Origin of the sequence: Pseudaeromonas paramecii, assembly GCF_039540575.1 — a bacterium.
Lineage (GTDB): Bacteria > Pseudomonadota > Gammaproteobacteria > Enterobacterales > Aeromonadaceae > Pseudaeromonas > Pseudaeromonas paramecii.
Genome location: NZ_BAABFC010000010.1, coordinates 1 through 22,418 on the forward strand (window position 1 = coordinate 1; position 22,418 = coordinate 22,418).

22 protein-coding genes are annotated in these 22,418 nt (G+C 56.2%); 13 read left to right on the top strand and 9 right to left on the bottom strand.

Going from position 1 to position 22,418, the window contains the following annotated elements; translation table 11 throughout:
• From ABD847_RS07230 to ABD847_RS07245, 4 genes are all read left to right on the top strand, one after another.
• Window positions 1-1,561: calcium-binding protein (locus ABD847_RS07230; protein ID WP_345011483.1), on the top strand; the 1,561-nt coding region annotated here is incomplete at its 5' end.
• A 48-nt stretch (window positions 1,562-1,609) separates the two neighbouring features.
• A complete protein-coding gene (locus ABD847_RS07235; RefSeq protein WP_345011485.1) occupies window positions 1,610-2,179 on the top strand; it encodes a hypothetical protein in 570 nt (189 codons plus the stop codon).
• Between the two features lie 103 nt (window positions 2,180-2,282).
• A complete protein-coding gene (locus tag ABD847_RS07240; protein WP_345011487.1) occupies window positions 2,283-2,789 on the top strand; it encodes a hypothetical protein in 507 nt (168 codons plus the stop codon).
• Window positions 2,790-2,858: 69 nt separating this feature from the next.
• The gene (locus ABD847_RS07245; RefSeq protein ID WP_345011895.1) at window positions 2,859-3,518 is read left to right on the top strand and encodes an SIMPL domain-containing protein; all 660 of its coding nucleotides are present in this window, start codon (window positions 2,859-2,861) and stop codon (window positions 3,516-3,518) included.
• 59 nt (window positions 3,519-3,577) lie between these two features.
• Here ABD847_RS07245 and ABD847_RS07250 read toward each other — a convergent pair whose 3' ends face one another.
• Complete coding sequence (locus ABD847_RS07250) at window positions 3,578-5,092, bottom strand: DUF3369 domain-containing protein (protein WP_345011489.1); 1,515 nt, start codon at window positions 5,090-5,092, stop codon at window positions 3,578-3,580.
• A gap of 237 nt (window positions 5,093-5,329) precedes the next feature.
• Between ABD847_RS07250 and lpcA the strand changes: the two genes are divergently transcribed.
• Both lpcA and ABD847_RS07260 read left to right on the top strand, forming a co-directional pair.
• Entirely contained in the window at window positions 5,330-5,911 is a 582-nt protein-coding gene (lpcA, locus tag ABD847_RS07255; RefSeq protein WP_345011491.1) for a D-sedoheptulose 7-phosphate isomerase, read from the top strand.
• Window positions 5,912-5,921: 10 nt separating this feature from the next.
• Complete coding sequence (locus ABD847_RS07260) at window positions 5,922-6,725, top strand: class II glutamine amidotransferase (protein WP_345011493.1); 804 nt, start codon at window positions 5,922-5,924, stop codon at window positions 6,723-6,725.
• Window positions 6,726-6,850: 125 nt separating this feature from the next.
• Here ABD847_RS07260 and purN read toward each other — a convergent pair whose 3' ends face one another.
• Together purN and purM are read right to left on the bottom strand one after the other, a co-directional pair.
• Window positions 6,851-7,528, bottom strand: a complete 678-nt coding sequence (gene purN / locus ABD847_RS07265; protein WP_345011494.1) for a phosphoribosylglycinamide formyltransferase — start codon at window positions 7,526-7,528, stop codon at window positions 6,851-6,853.
• Entirely contained in the window at window positions 7,525-8,562 is a 1,038-nt protein-coding gene (purM, locus tag ABD847_RS07270) for a phosphoribosylformylglycinamidine cyclo-ligase (RefSeq protein ID WP_345011495.1), read from the bottom strand. The genes purN and purM overlap by 4 nt, the downstream gene beginning before the upstream one ends.
• 167 nt (window positions 8,563-8,729) lie before the next feature.
• Between purM and upp the strand changes: the two genes are divergently transcribed.
• The 3 genes from upp to hda all read left to right on the top strand — a co-directional run bounded on the left by upp (window position 8,730) and on the right by hda (window position 11,232).
• A complete protein-coding gene (gene upp / locus ABD847_RS07275; RefSeq protein ID WP_345011496.1) occupies window positions 8,730-9,356 on the top strand; it encodes a uracil phosphoribosyltransferase in 627 nt (208 codons plus the stop codon).
• 121 nt (window positions 9,357-9,477) lie between these two features.
• On the top strand, window positions 9,478-10,515 hold the full coding sequence (locus tag ABD847_RS07280; protein WP_345011497.1) for a DUF2066 domain-containing protein: 1,038 nt from the start codon (window positions 9,478-9,480) through the stop codon (window positions 10,513-10,515).
• Between the two features lie 9 nt (window positions 10,516-10,524).
• Entirely contained in the window at window positions 10,525-11,232 is a 708-nt protein-coding gene (gene hda / locus ABD847_RS07285; protein ID WP_345011498.1) for a DnaA inactivator Hda, read from the top strand.
• A gap of 38 nt (window positions 11,233-11,270) precedes the next feature.
• Here hda and arsC read toward each other — a convergent pair whose 3' ends face one another.
• Complete coding sequence (arsC, locus tag ABD847_RS07290) at window positions 11,271-11,618, bottom strand: arsenate reductase (glutaredoxin) (RefSeq protein WP_345011499.1); 348 nt, start codon at window positions 11,616-11,618, stop codon at window positions 11,271-11,273.
• A gap of 19 nt (window positions 11,619-11,637) precedes the next feature.
• Window positions 11,638-13,089, bottom strand: a complete 1,452-nt coding sequence (gene bepA, locus ABD847_RS07295; RefSeq protein WP_425568426.1) for a beta-barrel assembly-enhancing protease — start codon at window positions 13,087-13,089, stop codon at window positions 11,638-11,640.
• 253 nt (window positions 13,090-13,342) lie between these two features.
• Between bepA and ABD847_RS07300 the strand changes: the two genes are divergently transcribed.
• Window positions 13,343-14,413: an AI-2E family transporter gene (locus tag ABD847_RS07300; protein WP_345011500.1), complete on the top strand. Its 1,071-nt coding sequence runs from the start codon at window positions 13,343-13,345 to the stop codon at window positions 14,411-14,413.
• A gap of 19 nt (window positions 14,414-14,432) precedes the next feature.
• Here the strand turns inward: ABD847_RS07300 and ABD847_RS07305 are convergent, their stop codons facing one another.
• The 4 genes from ABD847_RS07305 to ABD847_RS07320 are packed head-to-tail and all read right to left on the bottom strand — an operon-like array spanning window position 14,433 to window position 18,139.
• Entirely contained in the window at window positions 14,433-15,275 is an 843-nt protein-coding gene (locus ABD847_RS07305) for a tetratricopeptide repeat protein (protein ID WP_345011501.1), read from the bottom strand.
• Window positions 15,276-15,332: 57 nt separating this feature from the next.
• Window positions 15,333-16,010: a 4'-phosphopantetheinyl transferase family protein gene (locus tag ABD847_RS07310; RefSeq protein WP_345011899.1), complete on the bottom strand. Its 678-nt coding sequence runs from the start codon at window positions 16,008-16,010 to the stop codon at window positions 15,333-15,335.
• 8 nt (window positions 16,011-16,018) lie between these two features.
• Window positions 16,019-17,884 (bottom strand): DUF3413 domain-containing protein, encoded by a 1,866-nt coding sequence (locus tag ABD847_RS07315; RefSeq protein ID WP_345011502.1) that lies wholly within the window; start codon window positions 17,882-17,884, stop codon window positions 16,019-16,021.
• Between the two features lie 30 nt (window positions 17,885-17,914).
• The gene (locus tag ABD847_RS07320) at window positions 17,915-18,139 is read right to left on the bottom strand and encodes a YejL family protein (protein ID WP_345011503.1); all 225 of its coding nucleotides are present in this window, start codon (window positions 18,137-18,139) and stop codon (window positions 17,915-17,917) included.
• Window positions 18,140-18,209: 70 nt separating this feature from the next.
• On the opposite strand from ABD847_RS07320, the gene yejK reads away from it, so the two are divergent.
• The 3 genes from yejK (at window position 18,210) to malF (ending at window position 22,416) form a co-directional block, all read left to right on the top strand.
• The gene (gene yejK, locus ABD847_RS07325) at window positions 18,210-19,223 is read left to right on the top strand and encodes a nucleoid-associated protein YejK (RefSeq protein ID WP_345011504.1); all 1,014 of its coding nucleotides are present in this window, start codon (window positions 18,210-18,212) and stop codon (window positions 19,221-19,223) included.
• A gap of 312 nt (window positions 19,224-19,535) precedes the next feature.
• Complete coding sequence (malE, locus tag ABD847_RS07330; protein ID WP_345011505.1) at window positions 19,536-20,717, top strand: maltose/maltodextrin ABC transporter substrate-binding protein MalE; 1,182 nt, start codon at window positions 19,536-19,538, stop codon at window positions 20,715-20,717.
• Window positions 20,718-20,781: 64 nt separating this feature from the next.
• Window positions 20,782-22,416 carry a maltose ABC transporter permease MalF gene (gene malF / locus ABD847_RS07335; RefSeq protein ID WP_345011507.1) on the top strand — a complete coding sequence of 545 codons (1,635 nt, stop codon included), beginning with the start codon at window positions 20,782-20,784 and terminating at the stop codon, window positions 22,414-22,416.
• The last annotated feature ends 2 nt before the right edge of the window (window positions 22,417-22,418 follow it).

Below are 22,418 nucleotides of genomic sequence, written 5' to 3' on the forward strand. Positions count from 1 at the left end.
CGCCCTGGGTGTGACGGTGGAAGACGCCGACGGCGACCAGGTCACCGACACGGTCACCCTGAACGTCGATGTGCAGGATGACATTCCGGTGTTTGATTCCGTCATGGATGCCGTACTGTCTAGTGCAACCACCATTGATTTTGATGGTCGGTATCAGGCTGCATTTGGCGCTGATGGTCTGGACTTCATTACGACCGCACTGGGCAGCTCAGGGATCTATGCCGGGGACACGGTCAGCTTTATTCACTCAACGACGGAGGTCGAAGGTGTAAGTCGGGTAGATGTGACAGATGTACAGAGTGAGGTGCTGTTTAGCTTCTATTACACCTCTGAGGTGAGCAAGGTCTCAGAAGGCGGTGATGGTAGCACAGTGATACATGCGTTCAGCGACCTGGACGATCCCAGTCACAGTCAATTTTTCAACCTGACGGTGAATGGGGATGGCACCTACAACTTTGACATGGTCTCCAATACGGTCATCTCCACGACCACGGCGTCCGGGGAGGACTTCAAGGCCTTCGGCCCGACCGGTGAAGTGTCCACCTTGGATGGTTCCATTACCATCTATGGTGGCGATGCGGACTCTAGTGAACAGGTGAATGCCTCCAACAATGGTATCGGTGTGAATACTCCGACCATTGAGTCTGGTGAATGGCTGCGCATGGACTTCACCAAGAGCCAGACCTATGTACGCTTCAGCTTGCAACAGTTTGGTGGTGGCGGAACGGCCTTGCTGATGTTGTCACTGGATGGGGTTGCCTTCGACTTCAATACCACGACGCAAATCGTGGATGGCTTAACCATCAGTAAGCCTGCTGGAGGAGAGTTGTTTGTTGAGGTGGAAGTGAATGCTCAGTTGGCTAATACCTGGAGCTTTGATGCTGTTTCACATACTTATACCGTCTATGTCGCTGACAGCTTCGATGATCTGCAGGTCGACCATGATGGGGGCTCGCTCAAGTTTAATGTCAATGATATCACCTATGACCAGAACATCAGTGTGGATGATCTCGCGTTGAACTTCGATATGGCCATCACTGATATGGATGGCGACACCTCTCGACTTGATGATCAACTGACGGTAGTCATGCTGGATCCCAGCGAAACATTGAGCGCTCAAACCGATGGTGTGGACGAGGATGCCGGTGTGGTGTTGGTCGGGAATGGTGAGGATGACATTCTGGTAGGGGGAACCGGCGATGACATCCTGATCGGTGGCCAGGGTAATGACAGCCTTACCGGCGGAGATGGCGCGGATATCTTCAAGTGGTTGGCCGAAGATGCCGATGGCTCAACGGACACGGTGACGGATTTCCATCTTGGCGAAGACAAGCTGGATCTGGCTGAGGTGCTGGATAGCAATGCTAATAGTGACAACCTCAATCAATATCTGGATGTCAGCACCGATGGGGTTGATACCGTCATCAAGGTGTATGGCCACGGCATACCGGATCCGACCCCCGATCCCTTGCCGGCACCTGATCTGGTGGTGGTGCTTGAGGGGGTTGCACCTGATGATCCGCTCAACGATCTGATCAGTCAGAATAGCATCATTGTCTAGTGGTCAAGGGAGGGGGATCCCCCCTCCCTAACCTGGGGGGAGCAACAGATGGCCTCGTTTAGCTGGATCCAGATTGATGCCGTACGCTATGACTGGGATGGTCAGCAGATCCGCTGCAATACGGAGGTAGGCTACGTCAGCCAGCTTCCTGGTGCGCGCCTGGAGGGCCTCGATATTGAGGCGGAGGGCCAAGTTCTCGGGCGGCTTGACGTCGATTTCGCCCAGGGCGAATGGCAGTTTGAGCCCACAGTACCAATGGATGAGGTGGCGGTGACCATCCTCTATGGTCAAGCAGGCGAGCCAGGTCAGCCTCTGCTGCTGCAAGAGGGGGCCCAACAGACCGCTGAAACCCTACAGGATTTGCTGATTGAGGAGAGTGGTCCCTTACTGCTGTGGCAGAGCTTGACTGCCGAAGATCAATCGTGCGTTTTGACTAATTCGTCCGAGGTCTTATTTGCCGAAGAGATGCTCAGTGATGAATCCCCCTACTTGCCTGAGTCTGATTTGTTTACCCATCAACAGCATATGGCACAAGACTTGGCCCTGTTGCTGGACACTCAGCCTGCGGTATCGGCGCCCTTGGGATTGGATGAGATCCCGCCCGGACTGGATTTTTAGCCAGGCAAGCTGACGGAAACCTGTCCCTGGTTATGGTTGTATTCATGCCTCCTGTATTAGACTGGTAGCGTTTATCCGTTCCTTTTCTTGGAGTGTCGGTTCCATGTTTCAGTGGCTCGAGATTGAAGGCATTCGCTACGAATGGGATGGCCAACAGCTGCAATGCCATGGGCCTGACGGGCTCTTGGCATTGTCATCTCCGGTGCTTAGCAATCTGGAGCTGGAAGATGATGAGGGGGGCTTGTTGGGGTATCTGTCCGTTGAGCCTGCGCTGGGGCAGGTATCCTTTGTCGCCGCGGCAACACCTGAGGTGCTGCTAGGACAGCAAATCTTGGTGGGAAGAGGGGATGTGGTGGAGTCCTTGTCTCTGGCGACCTTGTCTGTCCCTGCCTTGTCATCAGGCCATAACCCTAGTGTGGCTGCACCCTTCTCTCATGAGATCTTGAGCCTGGCCACTGTCCTGAATGACGTGGAAACCCTGGATGTGTTCTTCGGGGCCCCTAGCCAAGCCGCTCCATTACCCCATATTTCCCATGTGGCGAATTTGACTACTTGCTCCCTTCAGTCAGAATGCCTGCCGTTGTTTGGCGATGAACTTCAATATTTGTAACCTTTAGATAGTGAGGCAGTGATGAACAACTGGAGTCGATTATGTGCCGGTCTGAGCCTGTGCATTTGTATGGGGGCGGGGGCGGCCGAATTACAAGCTCCGGCAGGACCTCATTTGATCACCAATGGGGTGGCAGAGATCCGGGTTGAGCCGGATATGGCGACCTTGTCGTTTGCGGTGTCGTTGCGCGAGGCCTCCACCGTCAAGGTACGGGAGTCGGTGGATAGCCGGGTAGCCAGCCTGGTGAGTCAGTTGGAAAAGATTGGACTGCAAAAGGCTGATATTGACGCCAGTAATCTGCATATCGCGCCAGAATATGACTACCGGAATCAGGATGGTGGCAAGCTGTTGGGCTACCGAGGCATGCGCGAGGTCAATGTGCGCCTGTATCAGCTTGAGCGGATCAGCCTGGTAGTGGATGCGGCGCTGGCTGCGGGTATCAATACTGTCAGTCAGATCCAGTATGGTGTGAAGGATGACAGCCGGTATCGGCTGCAGGTGCGTGAACTGGCCATCGCCGATTCTCAGCAGAAGGCGTCGGATCTGGCCAAGGCCTATGCGGCCAAGTTAGGTAGCCTCTATGCGTTGTCATATCGTAATGATCAGCGTTCGGCACCGATTTATTTGCAAAAAATGGCTACCAATGCAGCGGCCGATGCCCAGGCCAGTTACCTGCCTGAGCCCGTGGTTTTTCGCGATGATATTGAGGTCATCTACAACCTAGATTAATAGGTGTGAGGTGACAAAAGGCCGCTTTTGCGGCCTTTTTATCTGGGTTAGAGGCGGACTCAGCTGCCTTGGAACTCGTCCTTGTACTGGTCGCGAATGGCGAGGAAATCATCGAGATTTTCAAGCATCAGGGTAACCAGGCTGGGATCAAAATGCCGCCCTCTTTCCTCTTCGATAAGCTGGAGAATTTTCTCCAACGGCCAAGCCTTCTTGTAGCAACGATCCGAACCCAAGGCGTCAAACACATCCACCAGTGCCGTGATGCGGCCCTCCAAGGGAATGTCTTCCCCCTTGAGGCCCTGGGGATAGCCGCTGCCATCCCATTTCTCATGGTGATTAAGGGCGATAAGCGCGCCAACCTGGAACATGGGGATGTCTGAGCCGCGCAGCATGTCATAACCTATTTGGGCATGTTGCTTCATGACACTCCACTCCTCGGGTTCTAGCTTGCCTGGCTTGTGCAAGATGGCGTCAGGAATGCCGATCTTACCAATGTCGTGCAGCGGGGAGGCGCGCTTGAGCATCTCGCTCTGCTCTTCAGACAGGCCCAGCAGACGGCCAAACAGCTCACAATAGAGGGCTACCCGCTTGACGTGCAGGCCAGACTCTCGGGAGCGGGTTTCGACAATTTCACCGATGCGATAGATGATCTCCCTTTGGTTATCCGCCAACAGCTCGTTCAGGCGAATATTTTCCAGGGCGATGATGATATTTTCGGTGAACAGGTTAAGCAGGTTGGTTTCCACCTCACTCAAGGGGCGAGTGCCCTCGATATGGAACAGGATGCAGTGGCGCGGATTCTTGCAGTAAATCACCAGCTCGTTGTCGTGATAGACGTTTTTGCGTAGCTCCAGCGCCTGCTGGATGATGCTGGAAGGGCTGCTTTCCTGAGCACCGTCCAGATCTGAGAGGATGGGGGCCAAGGCCTCGCTATCGCGGATTTCGTAAGCGGTTCGCTTGAGGCTGTATAGGCTGGTTTCTTCCAGTGCCAGCAGTGCATTGAGTTGTTGTAGGGCACCCTCTACGAAAGCGCGCAACGCCTGCTTTTCAAAGATGCCTTTAGAGGCTTCGATGACCTTCTCCAGCCCCTTGCGGTTGCGATCCAGGGCACAGATATCCCGATAGGAGCGAAGGCTGGCTCGGATCAGGGTGCGCAGCTTTTGGGAGGTCAGTTCTGTCTTGTCTTTGTAGTCATTGATGTCGTAGTTGGCGACCACATCATCTTCCGGTGCCTGACCTGGCTGCCCGGTTCGCAATACAATACGGACACGACGGTTTTCCAGGGTATCGCGCACATAGCGCACCACATCTAGACCCGACGAGTCGGTTTCCATCACCACGTCCAGTAGAATGAGCGCCACATCTGGCTCATTGCGCATGATGGCCTGCGCCTCTTCCCCTGAATAGGCATGAAGAAATTCGATGGGTTTATTGTCAAACTGAAATTGCGCCAGGGTGATCTTGGTAATGCGGTGCACCTCGGGTTCATCGTCCACCACCAGTACTTTCCAGCCGTCTTTGTGCTCGAGTTGCTGCTCGGTGTCGTCGTCGATGATCAGAATATCGTCATCCATACCCGTCATTCTCACATGCTTTTAACTAAAGAAGCCTTGAAACTAATAGTATCCAATCTGGCGTCGGCTGCAGGGACACAATCGTATTTATGTGCACTGAAACCAGTATCTGTCGCCCTTGTTTCTGCGGGGGCTGCCAAGGTAGATTGTGGCAGGCTCCGCTGGTTATTGCCTCGCAGGGCGCTGATTACACACAGCATAATCAAGCTAGCACATTGAATCGCTTAAGGACATCTCATGTATCAATCCCTGATCCACAACGAACTGGCCGAGGCCGCCCAGGTGCTGAACGCGTTTATGGCGCAGGCGGATAATTTGCAAAACATTGAGCAGGCGGCGCGGCTGATTGCCGAGTCGTTCAAGCAAGATGGCAAAATCCTCTCCTGCGGCAATGGCGGATCACACTGTGATGCCATGCATTTTGCCGAGGAGCTGACCGGCCGTTATCGGGAGAATCGCCCTGGCTACGCGGGTATCGCAATCTCGGATCCCAGTCATCTCTCCTGCGTGTCCAATGACTTTGGCTATGAGTTCGTGTTCTCCCGCTACGTCGAGGCCGTGGGCCGGGCCGGAGATGTGCTGCTGGGCATCTCCACCAGTGGTAACTCAGGCAATATCCTTCGGGCGATGGAGGCGGCCAAGGCCAAGGGCATGAAGACCATAGCCCTGACCGGGAAAGACGGTGGCAAGATGGCCGGGGTGGCGGACATAGAGATACGGGTGCCACATTTTGGTTATGCTGACCGGATCCAGGAGGTGCATATCAAGATCATTCATATCCTGATCCAATTGATTGAAAAAGAGATGGCCGCCAGCTGAGGACGACGTCATGTGTGAACTGCTGGGCATGAGCGCCAATGTGCCCACCGACATCTGTTTTAGTTTTACCGGCTTGATGCAACGGGGCGGCCGCACCGGCCCACACAGTGATGGCTGGGGTATTACCTTCTATGAGGGATTGGGTTGCCGTACCTTCAAGGATCCCATGCCCAGCGCCCAATCCCGCATTGCCCGCTTGGTGCAGGAATACCCTATCAAGAGTCAGGCGGTGGTCAGTCATATCCGTCAGGCCAATCGCGGAGGGGTATGTCTGGAAAATACCCATCCGTTTACCCGCGAGCTGTGGGGGCGCTACTGGACCTTTGCCCACAACGGTCAACTGACCGGTTTCGAGGCTCTGGATACCGGGCGCTTCGAGCCGGTGGGCAGCACCGACAGCGAGCGGGCATTTTGCTGGTTATTGGCTAAGATGGAGGCCAAGTATCCCAAGCGTCCGGCAGATCCCCTGGCGGCCTTTGCCGATATCGCCCAGTGGGCCGGCGAGCTGGCCGGCATGGGGGTATTCAACATGCTGCTGAGCGATGGTGAGTATGTCTGTTGTTTCTGTAGCACCTTATTGCACTGGATCACGCGGCGGGCGCCGTTTGGTCAGGCACAGTTGCTGGACGAGGATGTGGCCATCGATTTTCAGCAGGAGACCACTCCCAACGACGTGGTGACAGTGGTGGCGACTCAGCCCCTGACCCGGGATGAGGCCTGGCAGAAGATGGCGCGAGGCGAGTGTAACCTGTTCTTGTGGGGAGAGCGGGTGGAGCAGCGCATAATCGACTTGCCATCCGTGCCATTGTCATAGCGATAGACCTTGGGACGCAGGCGGATGGAGTGTGACTGAGTGTAAGGTTGCCGTGCTGCATTAAAAAAGGAGCCTTACGGCTCCTTTTGTTTTGCCTCCGCCTGGCTGCATCGGACATGCTCGGGTCATTCGGCCTGGAGGTAGTTCTGAATGACGACATCATCGTCATCACTGGCATAACCGGCGGCCGGCAGTGGTTGGTCATCCAACCAGGCGCGGCCGTCTTGCATCCGGAGACGCCCTCGGCAGAACCAGCTGACCACCAGGGGGTAGATGCAGTGCTCTTGTGTCTGCACCCGCAGGGCCAGGCTGGCGGCATCATCTTCGGCAAACACCGGCACCTTGGCCTGCAGTATCACTGGGCCGCCATCCAACTCTTCGGTGACAAAATGCACACTGGCACCATGTTGGGTGTCACCTGCCTCCAGCGCCCGCTGATGGGTATGCATGCCCTGATACTTGGGCAGCAAGGAGGGGTGAATGTTCAGCATGCGGCCGGCAAAGCGTTGCACGAACTCGGGAGTCAGTATGCGCATGAAGCCGGCCATCACGATGAGCTCAGCCCCCAACGCCGCTATGGCATCGCCCAGGGCGGTGTCATAAGCGGCGCGGTCAGCATAGTCCTTACCACTGATCACCCGGGTGGCGATGCCCGCCTCACTGGCGCGTTGCAGGCCATAGGCATCGTCCCGATTGCTGATCACGGCGGCAATCTCCCCCTGCAGACGCCCGGCTTGTTGGGCATGGATCAGCGCCTGCAGGTTGGAGCCGTTGCCTGAGATCAGGACAACCAGCTTCATCACAGGATGTCGACCTGGGCTTCGCCTTCGGCGGCGGTGGCGATCTCACCCAGCAGCCAGGCATCCAGTCCCTCTTGCTGCAGCAGGGCCAGGGCCTGTTCCACCTGGGCCTTGGGCAGGGCGATGACCATGCCGACGCCGCAGTTGAAGGTACGGTACATCTCGTAGGTGTCCACGTTGCCATGTTCCTGCAGCCAGGTGAAGACGGCGGGCCATTGCCAGCTGCTGCTTTGCACCACGGCCTTGGTGTTGGCTGGCAGCACGCGGGGGATGTTCTCCCAGAAACCGCCGCCGGTGATGTGGGACAGGGCGTGGATCTCACATTCCTTGATCAGCTTGAGCACCGGCTTGACGTAGATGCGGGTCGGTTCCAGCAGGGCATTGGCCAGGGTAGTGTCGCCCAGCGGTTGCTGCACATCGGCCTTGGACACTTCCAGGATCTTGCGGATCAGGGAGAAACCGTTGGAGTGCGGGCCGGAAGAGGCCAGGGCGATCAGGGCATCGCCAGCCTGCACCTTGCTGCCATCGATAATGTCGTCAGCTTCGACGACACCGACACAAAAACCTGCCATGTCATAATCGTCACCCTCGTACATGCCAGGCATTTCCGCAGTCTCACCGCCAATCAGGGCACAGCCGGACTGTTCGCAGCCCACACCGATGCCGGTGACCACTTCGGCGGCCGTGTCCACGTCCAGCTTGCCGGTGGCGTAGTAGTCGAGGAAGAACAGGGGCTCGGCGCCTTGCACGATCAGATCGTTCACACACATGGCCACCAGATCGATGCCGACGGTATCGTGCTTCTTCAGATCGATGGCCAGCCGCAGCTTGGTACCAACCCCATCGGTGCCGGAGACCAGCACGGGTTCACGATAGCCGGCGGGGATACGGCACAGCGCACCGAAACCGCCCAGGCCGCCAATGACTTCAGGACGACGGGTGCGCTTGGACACACCCTTGATACGTTCTACCAGTGCATTACCTGCATCAATATCAACGCCAGCATCCTTGTAGCTCAATGAAGTCTTGTCAGTCACAGGAGATCCTTGTCTAGAGAGGGGGGATAAAAAACGGGCATATTCTAGCAGCCCTTGCCGCTGGGATGAAAAGAAATCGTTTGCCCATTTTTCGGCAAAAGCCCTCTACAGAACGGCGATGAAGATGATAAAATTCTGCAGTTTTGCATGTTGCGGAGAAGAGAATCATGAAGGTCGTCGAAGTCAAACATCCCCTGGTCAAGCACAAATTGGGCCTGATGCGGGAGGCCGATGTCAGCACCAAACGCTTTCGCGAATTGGCAAAGGAAGTGGGGAGTTTGTTGACCTACGAGGCCACCGCTGACTTCGAGACCGAGAAGGTGACCATCGACGGTTGGAATGGCCCGGTGGAAGTGGATCAGATCAAGGGCAAGAAGGTCACGGTGGTGCCTATCCTGCGGGCTGGCCTTGGCATGATGGATGGCGTGCTGGAGCATATGCCCAGCGCCCGGGTCAGCGTGGTGGGGATCTACCGGGATGAGGAGACCCTCAAGCCGGTGCCCTATTTCGAGAAGATCGTCAGCAACATCGAGGAGCGTCTGGCTCTGGTGGTGGATCCCATGCTGGCCACCGGCGGTTCCATGATCGCCACCATCGACCTGCTGAAGAAGAAAGGTTGCCGCTCCATCAAGGTCATTGTCCTGGTGGCCGCTCCCGAGGGGATCGCCGCCCTGCAGGCCGCACATGATGACGTGGAACTCTATTGTGCCGCCATCGACTCGCACCTCAACAGCAAGGGCTACATAGTGCCGGGCTTGGGGGATGCGGGGGACAAGATCTTTGGCACCAAATAAGCCACGCTCTGATAAAAAGCCGGTTCGCCGGCTTTTTTTGAGCCTGGGATCCTGGCTGCCTTGCCGGGCTAGTCGCGAAAACGCTATGATTCGACAACAATTTTAAGCTGGAATGCCCGCCATGAACCGGATCTTAGTGCTGCTCCTGAGCCTGCTTTCCTTCACCGCCTTGGCCACTGATAGCCTCTATCGCGTAGCGGTTCCTGCCCAGGGCGTCCCGTTGCTGGATGCCCAGCACCAGGCCCTGGCTCAGGTGATCACCCGCATGAGTGGCTTACAGGATCCCTTGTCCAACCCCACCTTGTCGGCCGCCGTACAGGCGGGCCAGGCTGACGTGATCCAGGAGTACAGCTATCAGGAGGGGGCGGCGGGACGCGAGATGGCGGTGCTGTTCAAGCCCGAGGCGGTGAAGCAACTGCTGGCTCAGGCCAAGTTGCCGATATGGGAGTCGCCGCGCCCCAAGGTGCTGTTCTGGTTGGTGAGTGAGGATCGTCTGGTTCCCGACGAAGACAAGGCCGGCTGGTCTGACCGTTTTGCCCTGCAGGGCCAGCGCTGGGCGATCCCTGTCCGCTTTCCCCTAATGGATCTGGATGACATTGAGCTCGCCAAGCCCGAGCTGGTGACCCAAGGCCTGTTGGCGCCCCTGCTCAAGGCCAGTCAGCGCTATGAGGCCGATGCCCTGGTATTGGGGCGGCTGTATCAAAAAGACGATGCCTGGTGGCTGGATTGGACCCTGCATACCTCGGCCAATAAGGGCACGGCCCTGGGCAGTGGGCGGGCCAAAGGGGAGCCGGACGCCGTGGTGGCTCAGGTGATGCAGGGGCTGCTGGCCTACTTTGTGGATACCTATGGGCAGGGGGGCAGCGCCCCAGCGAGTGACGAACAGACCGCCCTGACACCAGGCAGTGGTAGTCAAATTCAGCTGGTGGTGGATGGGCTTAAGCAACTGTCTGACCTGCTGGCAGCACGCAGTGCCCTGGACGCCACTCAGGCGCTGCAGGGGCTCAATGTTGTCAGCATGGCCGGGGATAGCGTCATCTTCAGTGCCACCCTGGCCACGGATGACGGCAAACTGCGGAACGCCCTGCGCCTGGATCATCGCTTCACGCCGGTAACCGATGCCAATCAGCCGTTCCATTTCCAGTGGCAAGGGCAGTGAGGTGATTGGATGAGTGAACATCACCCCGCCCAGCTCTCCTTGGCGGTGCAGCTGCCGGACGATGAAACCTTCGCCAGCTTTTATCCTGGCGAGAATGCCCAGCTCATCACCACCCTGAAAAACGCCGCCATCGGCCAGGGGGCGCCCTTGCTGTTCTTCTGGGGGACGGGAGGCTCGGGACGCAGTCATCTGCTGCACGCCACCTGTGCCGAGGTCAATGCCACCGGCGAGGCGGCGCTGTACATTCCGCTGGAGCAGCATGAGCGTTTCGACCCCAGGATACTGGAAGAGATGGAGCAGCTGCCCCTGGTGTGTCTGGATAACCTGGATGCCATCGCCGGCCACCGGCTATGGGAGGAGTCACTGTTCGACTTCTTCAATCGCTGGAAGGAGAACAACCGCGGCTCGCTGATCGTCACTGCCGATACGGCACCGCGCAAGCTCGGGCTCTGTCTGCCGGATCTGGCCTCGCGGCTGGACTGGGGGCTGGCGTTTCAACTGCATGAACTGGATGACGAGGGCAAACTGGGGGCCTTGCAATTACGGGCCGCGTTGCGGGGATTCAAGTTGCCGGTGGATGCCGGTCGCTTCCTGCTCAATCGCCTCTCCCGTGACATGCGCACCCTGCTGCAAAGCCTGGATGAGCTGGACAAGGCCTCGTTGCACGCCAAGCGCAAACTGACCATTCCCTTCATCAAGGAAATCCTCGGCCTGTAACCCATGATGGCCCGGACGGGCCATCATGGGTGCTGACGTCAGAGGATCTCCAGCACCTGCTCCGGCGGCCGGCCGAGGCGAGCCTGTTCCCCCTTGACCACCAGGGGGCGCTCCAGCAGCGCCGGATGCGCCACCAGCTGGGCCAAGAGTTGCTCTTCGCTCACGCTCGGCTCCTGCAGCCCCAACTCCTTGAACAGCTCATCTTTGCTGCGCATCATCTGCCGGAATGAAGCAAAGCCCAGCTTCTGCTTGAGTACCCGTAGCTCGTCGGCGCTCGGCGGGGTGGTCAGGTAGGTGATTATCGTCGGCGTCAGTCCGCGGGCCTCCAGCAGGGCGAGGGTCTCTCGGCTCTTGGAGCAGCGGGGGTTGTGGTAGATGGTCAGCATGGGGCCTCCTGGATTGCTGTTAACGCTTTAGGGTGTCATCCAGTTGCTTGGCCGATTGCAACTGGGCGATGCGGGCATCAATGCGCGCCTGCATCATCTTGTCGGTGGTGGAGGCCCGCGCCGTGTTGAGATCATCTGTGGCCTTCTGATAGTCACTGCGCAGGGCAAAATACTCGGCCCGGGCGGTGAACAATTGGGCGCGGTTGCCGGTCTGCTGGGCGGCGTCCGCCAGCATGCGCCAGGCGAGATCATTTTCCGTATGGCTACGGGTGAAACGCTCCAGCAGCTGCTCTGCCTCCTTGGCCCGGCCTGCTTCCATGAAGGCGCTGGCCAGGTTGAACACCACTACTTCGTTGTCGGGCATATCGGCCAGCCGTTTCTGCAGCCGCTTGATGGCGCTGTCATACTGCTTGTTGGCCACATCCAGATCGGTCAGGGAGTCCAGAATGAAGAGATCATCTGGATAGTGCCGGCCAAGATCAGCCAACAAGCTAGCGGCGTCGCTGGGTTTCCCCTGGGTCAGGCGGATCAGGGCCTGACCATAACGGGCGGCCATCTGCTGCTGACTGCCTGGCTGGCTTAGCCGCTTGCCGTACTCATCATACAGGCCATTGAGATCCAGCTTGCTGTAGCGCACCTGGATCCGCGCCTTGGCAAAATAGAAGTCGATGTTATCCGCGGCGGTGCGTCTGGGATAGTTGCTGGCGCGATTGCGCGCTTCGGCGATACGGGTTTCCGGCAGGGGATGGGTCAACAGCATCTCGGGCACCTTGCTGTCGTAACGACTCTGGGCGGCCAATTTTTCAAAGAAGCTGCCCATGCCCTTGGGGTCAAATCCCGCGTTGTAGAGCAGTCCCATGCCGATGCGGTCGGCCTCGAATTCGTTGTCCCGGGTGTAGTTGATGGCACTTTGCATCTGGATCCCCAGGGTGGCCTGCATGGCAGCAATCCCGGCGGTGGGATTGATGATGGCCAGGGCGATGGAGCCGGCCAACCCGGCCAGGGTCAGGGGCGTTGAGCGGGTCTGAGCTTCCATGTAGCGGGCAATGTGGCGTTGCGTCACATGGGAGATTTCGTGGGCCAACACCCCGGCCAGCTCGCTCTCGTTGTCGGCATACAGAAATAGGCCTGTGTGCACCTTGACGCGCCCGCCAAGGAAGGCGGCGGCATTGATGCTGTTGTCTCGCACCAGAAAGAAGGTGAACGGGAAGCGGACATCGTTGGCCTGGCCGACCAGCCGCTGCCCGAGTCCGCTGAGGTACTCGTTGAGCACAGGATCATCCACCATGGGCAGACTGGCGCGGGCAAAGCGCATGAAGGCTTCGCCATAGAGCCGCTCCTGATCGATGGACAGGGCGCTAACCCCGGCCGTGCCTATGTCAGGCAACTGATCATCTGCCAGGATCTGACTCTGGGTCATGAGCAAACCGGCCAGCAGGACGGTTTGCAGTAGGCGACGGGAAATAGACAAGATGACTCCTGATAATCCGTGATGAGCGTGGGCAGCATACTCCGGCGCTTTACCTGACCTCAAGCCTTGTTTGGTGTGAGGCATGGCAAGAAAAACCTTATCTCTCTTGTAGATGCGCAGACGCCACCTGGCGGTGGGCTGTCCAGCAGCCGGCGACAAGGGTACACTCGTCGAGGTCGTCGGCTACCCTTGGGGGGTAGCCTTGAGTGAATCGTCGTTTGAGTCACCCGCCGAGGCGGACGTAGGGCCTTTTATGTTGAATATGCTGGTTGAGTGGTACAAGCGCAGCTTTGCCGATCCGGATGCCGTGACCCTGTTCTTGCTGCTGTTGGGCGGCTTTTTGCTCATTTATTTCTACGGGGACCTGCTGGCGCCGGGTCTGGCAGCCCTGGTGATCGCCTATCTGCTGGAGTGGCCGGTGGTGCGTCTGATGCGCTTGGGCTGCTCCCGCAGCCTGGCGGCCTCATTGATCTCTATCCTCTTCATTGGGCTCATGTTGTTGCTCTTGGTGGGGATACTGCCCACCATGTTTCGCCAAGGGATCAACCTGGCCAAGGAGGCACCCATCATGTTGGCCAATGCCACCGAGTACCTTAAGCGGTTGCCGGAGTCTTACCCGGATCTGGTGGATGTCACCCTGGTGGAGAGTCTGATCAGCACGCTGCAGGCCCGCCTGCTCAAGACCGGCGAGTTGTTAGTGTCCGCTTCCTTGAGCTCGCTGGTCAACGTGGCCATGGTGTTGGTCTATGCCATTCTGGTGCCCTTGCTGGTGTTCTTCATGCTGAAGGACAAACAACTGCTGTTAGCGACCGTGAGTCGTTTTCTCCCGCTCAATCGGGCGTTGATCACCCTGGTCTGGGGGGAGATGAATGAGCAGATCGTCAACTATATCCGGGGCAAGGTGATCCACATCTTGGTGGTGAGCCTAGTCAATTATGTGGTGTTTGCCCTGATGGGCATCAATTACGCCCTGCTGCTGGGGGTGGGGGTCGGGCTGTCGGTCTTGATCCCCTATGTGGGGGCCGTGGTCATTACCGTACCCGTGGTGGTGGTGGGCTTGTTCCAGTGGGGCTGGTCGGCCGACTTCGCCTACCTGATGCTGGCGTATCTGGTGGTGCAGGGACTGGATGCCAACTTACTGGTACCCCTGTTGTTTTCTGAAGCCATGAACCTGCACCCCATCGCCATCATACTGGCGGTGCTCATCTTCGGTGGCCTGTGGGGCTTCTGGGGGGTGTTTTTTGCCATTCCCTTGGCCACCTTGGTCAAGGCGGTCGTCAATGCCTGGCCGCGGCATGGCAATCTGCCGGCCCAGCAAGACTAGGCCGGCCAAGTGGAAACCTTTAGTACAACAGGGAGTAGAGCTTGCGCCGGTAGGCCGAGGCTTCCGGCGCGCCGTTCATGCTGGCCAGGATATCGAGAAATATCTTCTTGGCATCACCACCGTTGAGGTCCCGCTGCAGCAGCGGGAACAACATCTCCAGGGCGTCGACAGGGCGCCCGGCCTGGCTGTATTGCACGGCCAGTTCTTCCTTCAGGGTGCGGTTGTCCGGCTCCTGGGTCAGGCGTTGCTCCAGCGCCTGGATCTCCGGGCTGTCGGCTGCTTGCTCTGCCAACTCCAGGGCCGACACCAGTCGTTGATAATCCGAGTCCTGATCCACCATGGGGATCTGACTCAGCCAGTTGCGACACGGCTCCAGTTGCTTGGCGCCCAGGGTGGATTCTGCCAATGCCAACTTGATATCGCTGCGTTCCGGGGCCTGTTCGTTGGCCAGCAGCAGCAGCTTGAGTGCGGCAGAATACTGTTGCTGCGCCATCTGGCTGCGGGCTTCCTCAAGCCAGAGGTCGGCCTGACTGGGCAGAAAGGCCTGCAGCATCTGACGAATGGCCTCTTCGGGCTGTGGCCCCTGCAGCGCATCCACGGGACGGCCCTGTTGGAAGATCACCAGTGCTGGCAGCGCCTGCAAGCCAATTTGCATGGCCAGGCCCTGCAATTGCGGATTGGCCACGTCGACACGAGCCAGGGTGAGGTGCGGATTGGCCGGACCAATCAACTGCTCCAGCAATTGCCCCATAGGGCGGCAGTCGGGTAACTCATCGGCATAAAAGAAAACGGCGACAGGTTGATTGACCGAGGCCTCAACAAGGGCGGAACGAAAATTCTCTGGGGTGATATCAACGATCATGGATTTGCCAGTTAGTGTTGGTCAGTAGAGCCAATATGGCGGCAGCGGCGGCGGCTTTCAAGGGCTCAGCCATTGCGGGGTAAGGGGCGGTAGGGGGATGGCACCCTGGATTGCTAAGGCCAGATGCATATCACTCATCTGCCAGTTGGCCAGCTGATAGTCATGCTCATCCAGTTGGTTGAGTACCAGCTGCGGTGGATGGCGTTGGACGCTAAAGCGCGCCAGTCCGGCCTGCAGGCCGCCGCCATGAGCCTTTAAGACGGCTTCCTTGAGGCACCAGAGTTGGAGAAAGGCCGTGGTTTGTTCTTCCGGTGCCAGACTGGCCAGGTCGTCATATTCGCTTTGCGCAAAGAAGCGTTTGGCCAACAACCGCGCACGGGGTTGCTGGCGTGTCACCTCTATGTCCACGCCCAAGGGGCGGGCCGCGAATCCCAAAGCGAGCCAGTCACCGCTGTGGCTTAGATTGAAGTACTGTTCGCCATTGACCAACTCCGGACGACCGTGGGGACCAATGCATAATGTCAGTTTTGAGGGTGAACAATCTAGCCGAACAGCGAGACGTTGCCGGAGCAGGTAGCGACCCAAGGCATAGCTGCGTTGTCGGTCTGGATGGCTGAAGTCTGCACATTTCTTCCGTTCATCTGGTGACAGTGCCTCGAGCAGTTGCGCCAGGGGCACCGTCTGCCACTGGCTGATACGGCATAGGTAGAGGCTGACATCCGAACAGGTCGCCATGGCCAATGTTATGGCGCTGTGGTGAAACGCTTGAGCTGATTCATGACCCGCACCAACATGGCCATGTTGGGTTTGGCATCCGCTTGAGGGCGGTAGTTTGTCCGGTCGCGAATGCTGAAGTCGCCCTGGCGATTGAATTCGGTGATGGTGTGACTGTCATAGACCACATAGCGATGCGTATTCCCAAGCAAGGCCCAATCTGGCCGTTCCGCGCTTAAGAGGTCGGTGCCGATACTGTAATCCTGTGGGTCGGACACGACACCCAGTAATCGGCCCAGCAGGGTGGCGGCCAGATCCTGGTGCCGGGTGGGGTAGTCGAGGCGGTTGGCTGCCATACCCGGCCAAGCCAACACCAAGGGTACTTGCAGTTGCGCCGGCGCATAGCGTTGTCCTGCCCCCCAGAATGGGCCTTGGTTGTCACCCAGCTCGACGCCGTGATCCGAGGTGATGACCACAACGGTATTGTTGCTGAGTCCTTGGCTGGCTAGCCGATCAAATAACTCGCCTAATAACTGATCAACATAAAAGACAGCATTTTTGTAGCGATTGCGAAGACTAGCGGCCGCCTGTTCATTCTGAGGCCGCGACCAATTGGCCTGGGCCGATTCCGGTTGGTATGGGCCTTTAAATTCGGCAGGCAAGGCAAGGGTTTGTGGCGTCCCCATCTCAACATAGGAAAACCAGGGGCGAGGGCCTGTTTGTTGCGCCAGCCAGGTTTGCCATTGGTGTAGCGTTTGTGCATCGGTTTGGCTATGTGAAGGACTGCGCTCATCTGCATCAAGTCGCAATCCTGCAAACAGCGTGTGCTGGTAACCCGAGTGTGCCATGTCATGGCCGGCAAAGGCAGAAATCAGGTAATCCTGCCGTTGTAATTCGTCGAGCAGCGCGGGTGGAACCCGCTCATGAGCAAACAGAGGCTGATATTGACCAGGCAGGCCGTAAAACAGACTGAACAGGCTGCTGGCCGTGTCGTTATCACCGGCGAGGTGATTGGTGAATAACTGGTGCTGGCTGGCGTAACGGGCCAAGTTTGGCATATCAATGTTATTCAACAGGTCGGCACGAAGGTCCCGCACAACTACCAGCAACAGATTGTAATGGCTTTGTGGCATTGCCACTTCCAGGGGGGCCAGCGGATAACGAACCGACTGGTGATGATCTACGTCAGGTCTGTTCTTCTGAGCTTGCCGATAGGCGTCAAGATCAAGCCAACCATGCTTGGCCAGGAAAGATCGGGCCGTCATGGGGTAGGAGAGCGGGAAATTGGCTTTCTGCTCCGTGATCGGCGCATAGAGGTTAGCATCGGCCCAAATATGGGTTAAATGATTGAGCAGAAAGCAGATCACGAAGATACCAGCGAGGGACTTACCCAGGTTTTTGGGCCGCCGACGGAACTGCATCTTCCAGCCGTAATAAGACAGCAGTAATTCCACGCTGAAAAACAAGGGCACGCAGACAAACAGCAGACTCCAATTTAGCTCTGCTTTGGACTGAGCCTGCTGGAATAGTATCTCCCAGATCACTGGGTTGATATGGAACTTAAACTCTTTGTAAATTTGTGTATCAATCAGTAGCAGTGTCATTACACAGGTGGCAATGAATACGGCAGACAAGCGTAACCAGCGCTGATTCTGAATCAAAAAACTCAGCGGAAAGAGTGTCAGCAGAAAAATAAGAAAGCCAATGAAACCGAAGTGACCAACCCAGCTCACCAGCAAATAGGCAACACCAAGCGTCGTTTCGGGCCAGGGGTTGGCGAAGACATACCGTGATGCTAGCACCAGCGCCAGCAGTATATTGAAAAAGGTAAACCAATGACCCCAGCTAATCAGACGGGAGAGGCTATCACGGTTGATGTTACCTAGGCTAAGCATATGTATTCGTCGTTCTGCTGGCGGATAAACTTAGTGAGAGGTCGATTTCATTGAGGCGGTGAGTGCCGCAGCAAAACTAGCGGCCAGTGCGGGTGCCTGACTCGGTGGGACCTGTGTCTGAAGCAGATGGGTCGTCAGGTTGCCCAATGCCAGCAGGCTTAGATCGACAGGGCACTGGTGCTTGAGCAGAACCATTTGCAGCTCTTGCATGATGGTTTCGACTTGTTGGTTCTTGTATTTGGATACCATTGGCATGTTGTGACGCTCTCCTGTCTGCAAAGGGGTATATACTACGCCATCCCAAACACTAACACTATCTGTGACTATGAGCTTACGCATTGAACACGTCATATTGCATCATCTGCGTCTCGGTGCCGATGGCGCGCTGACCGCTGAGACCCGTGGTGAAGAGCTGCTACTGCGCGAGCAGGTGGTGCATCTGGTTGAGCAGCTGCATCAAACCTATCAACAAAAAAGTAATAAGTCCTATGCCGTGTTTGCGTCTATCCAGCAAGAGGGATCTAGTGACTTCAAGACCTTGTTGACTTCCTTTATTGAAAAGGATGCAGGTTTTATTTCTTTTTCTGTCGCCGCAACCAATATATTGCTTGATAAACTTGCAAAATACGACATTCCAGAAGAGGGGGTTGTTATATTTTGCAAATACAATGTGGTTGGCGTTGATTATATTCTTCTTGGTCTCTTGGGTCGGGAGTTAAGTATTACTCTTACTCCAACCCTGGATATTGAAGAAGTTAATCATTTTGATGTTAGCAAGATGCAGCTGATGGCACGAATCGATTTGACGGAGTACCAACTTTCTCCTGATTCAAATCGCTATTTATCCTTTATCAAAGGGCGGGCCGGTAGAAAGGTCGCAGACTTTTTTTTGGAGTTTTTGGGGGCAGAGGAAGGCCTTGATCAGGCCATGCAGAATCGTCTGCTAGTTAAGGCGCTTCATACCTTTTGCCAAGAGGAGGCGCTCGAACCCGAGGCTAGTCTGGAGTCAAAGGCGCGCGTGCAGGCTTACTGCAAGGAGCAGCTGCAGGCCGGTGATGATATCGAAATGAAGGCCGTGGCCGCTTGTCTGCCGGACGAGAAGGCAGACGACTTCTACGCCTTCGTTGAGACAGAGTTTGGCTTGGCAGACAGCTTTCCCCCGTCCCGTTCGGCCCTGCGAAGCTTAACCAAGTATGTAGGTTCTGGTGGTGGGGTTAACCTCAGCTTTGATGCCAAGCTTCTGGGGGAGCGGATCCACTATGATCCAACTACGGATACACTGACCTTGCAAGGGATCCCTCCCAACCTGCGAGACCAGCTGCAACAAGCCATGAAGTAAGACCAAAAGGTCGTCATCTAGACGACCTTTTTTTCAGACTTTATGTCGGTGAAAGTGTTTTCACGTCTGCCTTAATTTGCATTTTACCTTATCAACCTAAGCTTGCGTTACGAGAGCGTTATCAAATGATAACTAGGGGTTTCTTGAAAATGATTTCATGTCTATTTGCTCATTTCTTCACTGCTTGTCTTTGCAAAAATGCGAGATCCGTCATAGGAGCTCCAAGGGCCTTGCTCTAATATGCACTCCGCACACAGGCTTATTACGGCGTGTTCAGCGTGGGACTAACAACTAATCTGTAAGGAATGGCTAATGAAAAAGAAGATTCTTGCTTCATTTATCGGTCTGGCTACCCTGGGTATGGCTTTCTCCGCCACTGCAGCAATCGAAGAAGGTCAGCTGACCATCTGGATCAACGGTGACAAGGGCTACAACGGTCTGGCTGAAGTAGGTAAAAAATTCGAAGCTGCAACGGGGGTTAAGGTCACTGTTGCTCACCCTGATCAAGTAGAAGTTAAATTCCAGCAAACCGCGGCAACCGGCAACGGCCCAGACATCTTCATGTGGGCACATGACCGTTACGGTGAATGGGCCAAGGCCGGTCTGATCGTGCCGGTGACCCCGTCTGGTGCCGAAAAGGCCAAGTTTGAAGATCTGGCATGGGATGCCATGGCTGTGGATGGTAAGTATTATGGTTACCCCATTGCTGTTGAAGCCGTCAGCCTGATCTACAACAAGAAGCTGGTTGCTGAGCCGCCCAAGACTTTCGAAGAAGTGGCAGCTCTGGATGACAAGCTGAAGGGCGAAGGCAAGCGTGCCATCATGTGGGCCTATACCACTCCTTATTTCAGCTACCCCCTGGTGGCTGCCAACGGTGGTTATGCCTTCAAGAAGACCTCAACTGGTTATGACGTTAAGGATACTGGTGTGAACAACGCTGGTGCCAAGATGGGCGTACAGTTCATTGCTGACCTGATCAAGAACGGTCACATGGAGAAGGGCGTTGATTACGGTGTTATGGATGCCGCCTTCAATAAGGGCACCGTGGCCATGATCATCAACGGTCCCTGGTCTTGGGACAACATGCAAAAGAGTGGCATCGACTACGGCGTAGCCCCGCTGCCCACCCTGAACGGCAAGCCGGCTAAGGCTTTCGTAGGGGTTCTGGGTGCTACCATCAACGCCGCCAGCCCGAACAAGGATCTGGCCATCGAGTTCCTGGAAAACTACCTGCTGACCGATGAAGGCTTGAAGGCTGTTAACGATGATAAGGCAATTGGTGCTTCTGCGCTGAAGTCCTTCCAAGCCTCTTTGGAAAAGGATCCGCGTATCCAAGCTACCATGGCTAACGCTCGCAATGGTGAGCCCATGCCGAGCGTGCCTGAAATGGTTCGCTTCTGGTCCTCTTTTGAAACTGCTCTGAAGAACGTGACCACCAATCGTCAAACTGTCGACGAGGCTTTGGATACCGCTGCTCGCCGTATCGTTCAATAAATGATAGGGAGGCCCTTACGGGGGCCTCCCACCTTTTTTTTTGGCGTTTTGTAAGGTTTTTGGCATGGAACAAATCCAGTCTACAAGTTCAAGCTCTGACCGGAAATCCAGCGCTGCCTGGGTTAAATGGTTAGTCGCGACACTCATCGCGCTGCTAAACGGTTATGCCATCATCATGATGTATGCCGGTGGGGAGATAGCATTTGCCCTGCTGGACTTGGTCGTGGTGTCGGTCGGTCTTTACGTTTTCATGAGCAAGCGAACCTACGCTCATCGATACATATTCCCTGGTGTGGCAGGCATGGTGGTATTTATCATCTTCCCGCTGGCCTACACCATCAGCATTGCCTTTACCAACTACTCTGGTGCGAATCTGCTCTCCTTGGAGAATGCCCGAGCCTACCACCTGAAGAAAACCTACAAGGTTCAAGGTGGGGAGTACGACTTCACTCTGCTGGAGCGTGATGACAAGCGCTTTCAGTTGATGCTGGTTCAGGACGATCTGCGTTTCATCAGTGCCCCTGTACAACTGTGGACCAACAATGAGCTCAAAGCCGGTGGTCGTCAGGTTGCTACCAGTAATCAGATTAGCATGGTGCCCATGGACGCCGAGCCGGTGGCCAAGCCTGCTTCTATTCGTGGCATTGTGGATCGCAAGGTTTACCTGAGCAGTTTGTCATTGATGCTGCCGGATGGTAGCCAGCTGACCATGACAGGTCTGCGCAAGTTTGCAGCTCAGAAGCCGATGTTCAAACCGGTAGCCGGTTTCACGCTCAAGTCTGGCGAGTTCATGGACAAGCCGGACATGCTGCTGAACAACCAGACTGGTCAGATCATGATGCCCAATCCTGAAACGGGCTATTACCAGTACATCAATGATCAAGGCGACTTCGTCGGTGAAGGTTTGGCGCCTGGTTTTGTGGTCAACGTGGGCTGGAAGAACTTCATGCGCATTTTGACTGACCCGGGTATTCAAGGACCCTTTATCCAGATCTTCGTCTGGACAGTCATCTTTGCCGCCTGCTCCGTGGCGTTCACCCTGGCCATCGGCATGGTGCTGGCCTGTCTGGCACAATGGGAGTCGCTGGCTGGTCGTGGTTTCTATCGGGTGATGTTGATCCTGCCTTACGCGGTACCGGCGTTTATCTCCATTCTGGTGTTCAAGGGTTTGTTTAACCAGAACTTTGGTGAAATCAACATGTTCCTGTCCATGTTGGGCTTCGATAAGCCGGAGTGGACTGGGTCGCCTTTCTTGGCCAAGACCATGATCCTCATCGTCAACACCTGGCTAGGTTATCCGTACATGATGATCCTGTGCCTGGGGCTGCTCAAGGCCATTCCGGAAGATCTGTATGAAGCCTCCGCTATGGACGGCGCCGGTCCGGTGCAAAACTTCTTCAAGATCACCGTGCCTTTGCTGATGAAGCCCCTGACGCCGCTGCTCATTGCCTCGTTCGCGTTTAACTTCAACAACTTCGTGCTTATCCAACTGTTGACCAATGGTGAACCTGACATCATTGGTGCCACTACGCCGGCCGGTACCACCGACTTGTTGGTGAGTTACACCTACCGTATTGCCTTCCAGGGCTCTGGTGGTCAGGACTACGGTTTGGCTGGGGCAATTGCCACCGCCATCTTCTTGATTGTTGGTGCATTGGCACTGCTCAACATGAAGCTGTCCAAGGCTGAGAAAGATTAAGG

Coding starts and splice junctions, on each gene's coding strand:
- ABD847_RS07260 (WP_345011493.1), top strand. CDS start 5,922: ATGTGTGAACTGCTGGGCATGAGCGCCAATGTGCCCACCGACATCTGT.
- ABD847_RS07310 (WP_345011899.1), bottom strand. CDS start 16,010: ATGGCGACCTGTTCGGATGTCAGCCTCTACCTATGCCGTATCAGCCAG.
- hda (WP_345011498.1), top strand. CDS start 10,525: ATGAGTGAACATCACCCCGCCCAGCTCTCCTTGGCGGTGCAGCTGCCG.
- ABD847_RS07320 (WP_345011503.1), bottom strand. CDS start 18,139: ATGCCAATGGTATCCAAATACAAGAACCAACAAGTCGAAACCATCATG.
- yejK (WP_345011504.1), top strand. CDS start 18,210: ATGAGCTTACGCATTGAACACGTCATATTGCATCATCTGCGTCTCGGT.
- ABD847_RS07250 (WP_345011489.1), bottom strand. CDS start 5,092: ATGGATGACGATATTCTGATCATCGACGACGACACCGAGCAGCAACTC.
- ABD847_RS07305 (WP_345011501.1), bottom strand. CDS start 15,275: ATGATCGTTGATATCACCCCAGAGAATTTTCGTTCCGCCCTTGTTGAG.
- ABD847_RS07235 (WP_345011485.1), top strand. CDS start 1,610: ATGGCCTCGTTTAGCTGGATCCAGATTGATGCCGTACGCTATGACTGG.
- ABD847_RS07245 (WP_345011895.1), top strand. CDS start 2,859: ATGGGGGCGGGGGCGGCCGAATTACAAGCTCCGGCAGGACCTCATTTG.
- malF (WP_345011507.1), top strand. CDS start 20,782: ATGGAACAAATCCAGTCTACAAGTTCAAGCTCTGACCGGAAATCCAGC.
- ABD847_RS07315 (WP_345011502.1), bottom strand. CDS start 17,884: ATGCTTAGCCTAGGTAACATCAACCGTGATAGCCTCTCCCGTCTGATT.
- ABD847_RS07280 (WP_345011497.1), top strand. CDS start 9,478: ATGAACCGGATCTTAGTGCTGCTCCTGAGCCTGCTTTCCTTCACCGCC.
- lpcA (WP_345011491.1), top strand. CDS start 5,330: ATGTATCAATCCCTGATCCACAACGAACTGGCCGAGGCCGCCCAGGTG.
- ABD847_RS07300 (WP_345011500.1), top strand. CDS start 13,343: ATGTTGAATATGCTGGTTGAGTGGTACAAGCGCAGCTTTGCCGATCCG.
- ABD847_RS07240 (WP_345011487.1), top strand. CDS start 2,283: ATGTTTCAGTGGCTCGAGATTGAAGGCATTCGCTACGAATGGGATGGC.
- upp (WP_345011496.1), top strand. CDS start 8,730: ATGAAGGTCGTCGAAGTCAAACATCCCCTGGTCAAGCACAAATTGGGC.
- malE (WP_345011505.1), top strand. CDS start 19,536: ATGAAAAAGAAGATTCTTGCTTCATTTATCGGTCTGGCTACCCTGGGT.
- arsC (WP_345011499.1), bottom strand. CDS start 11,618: ATGCTGACCATCTACCACAACCCCCGCTGCTCCAAGAGCCGAGAGACC.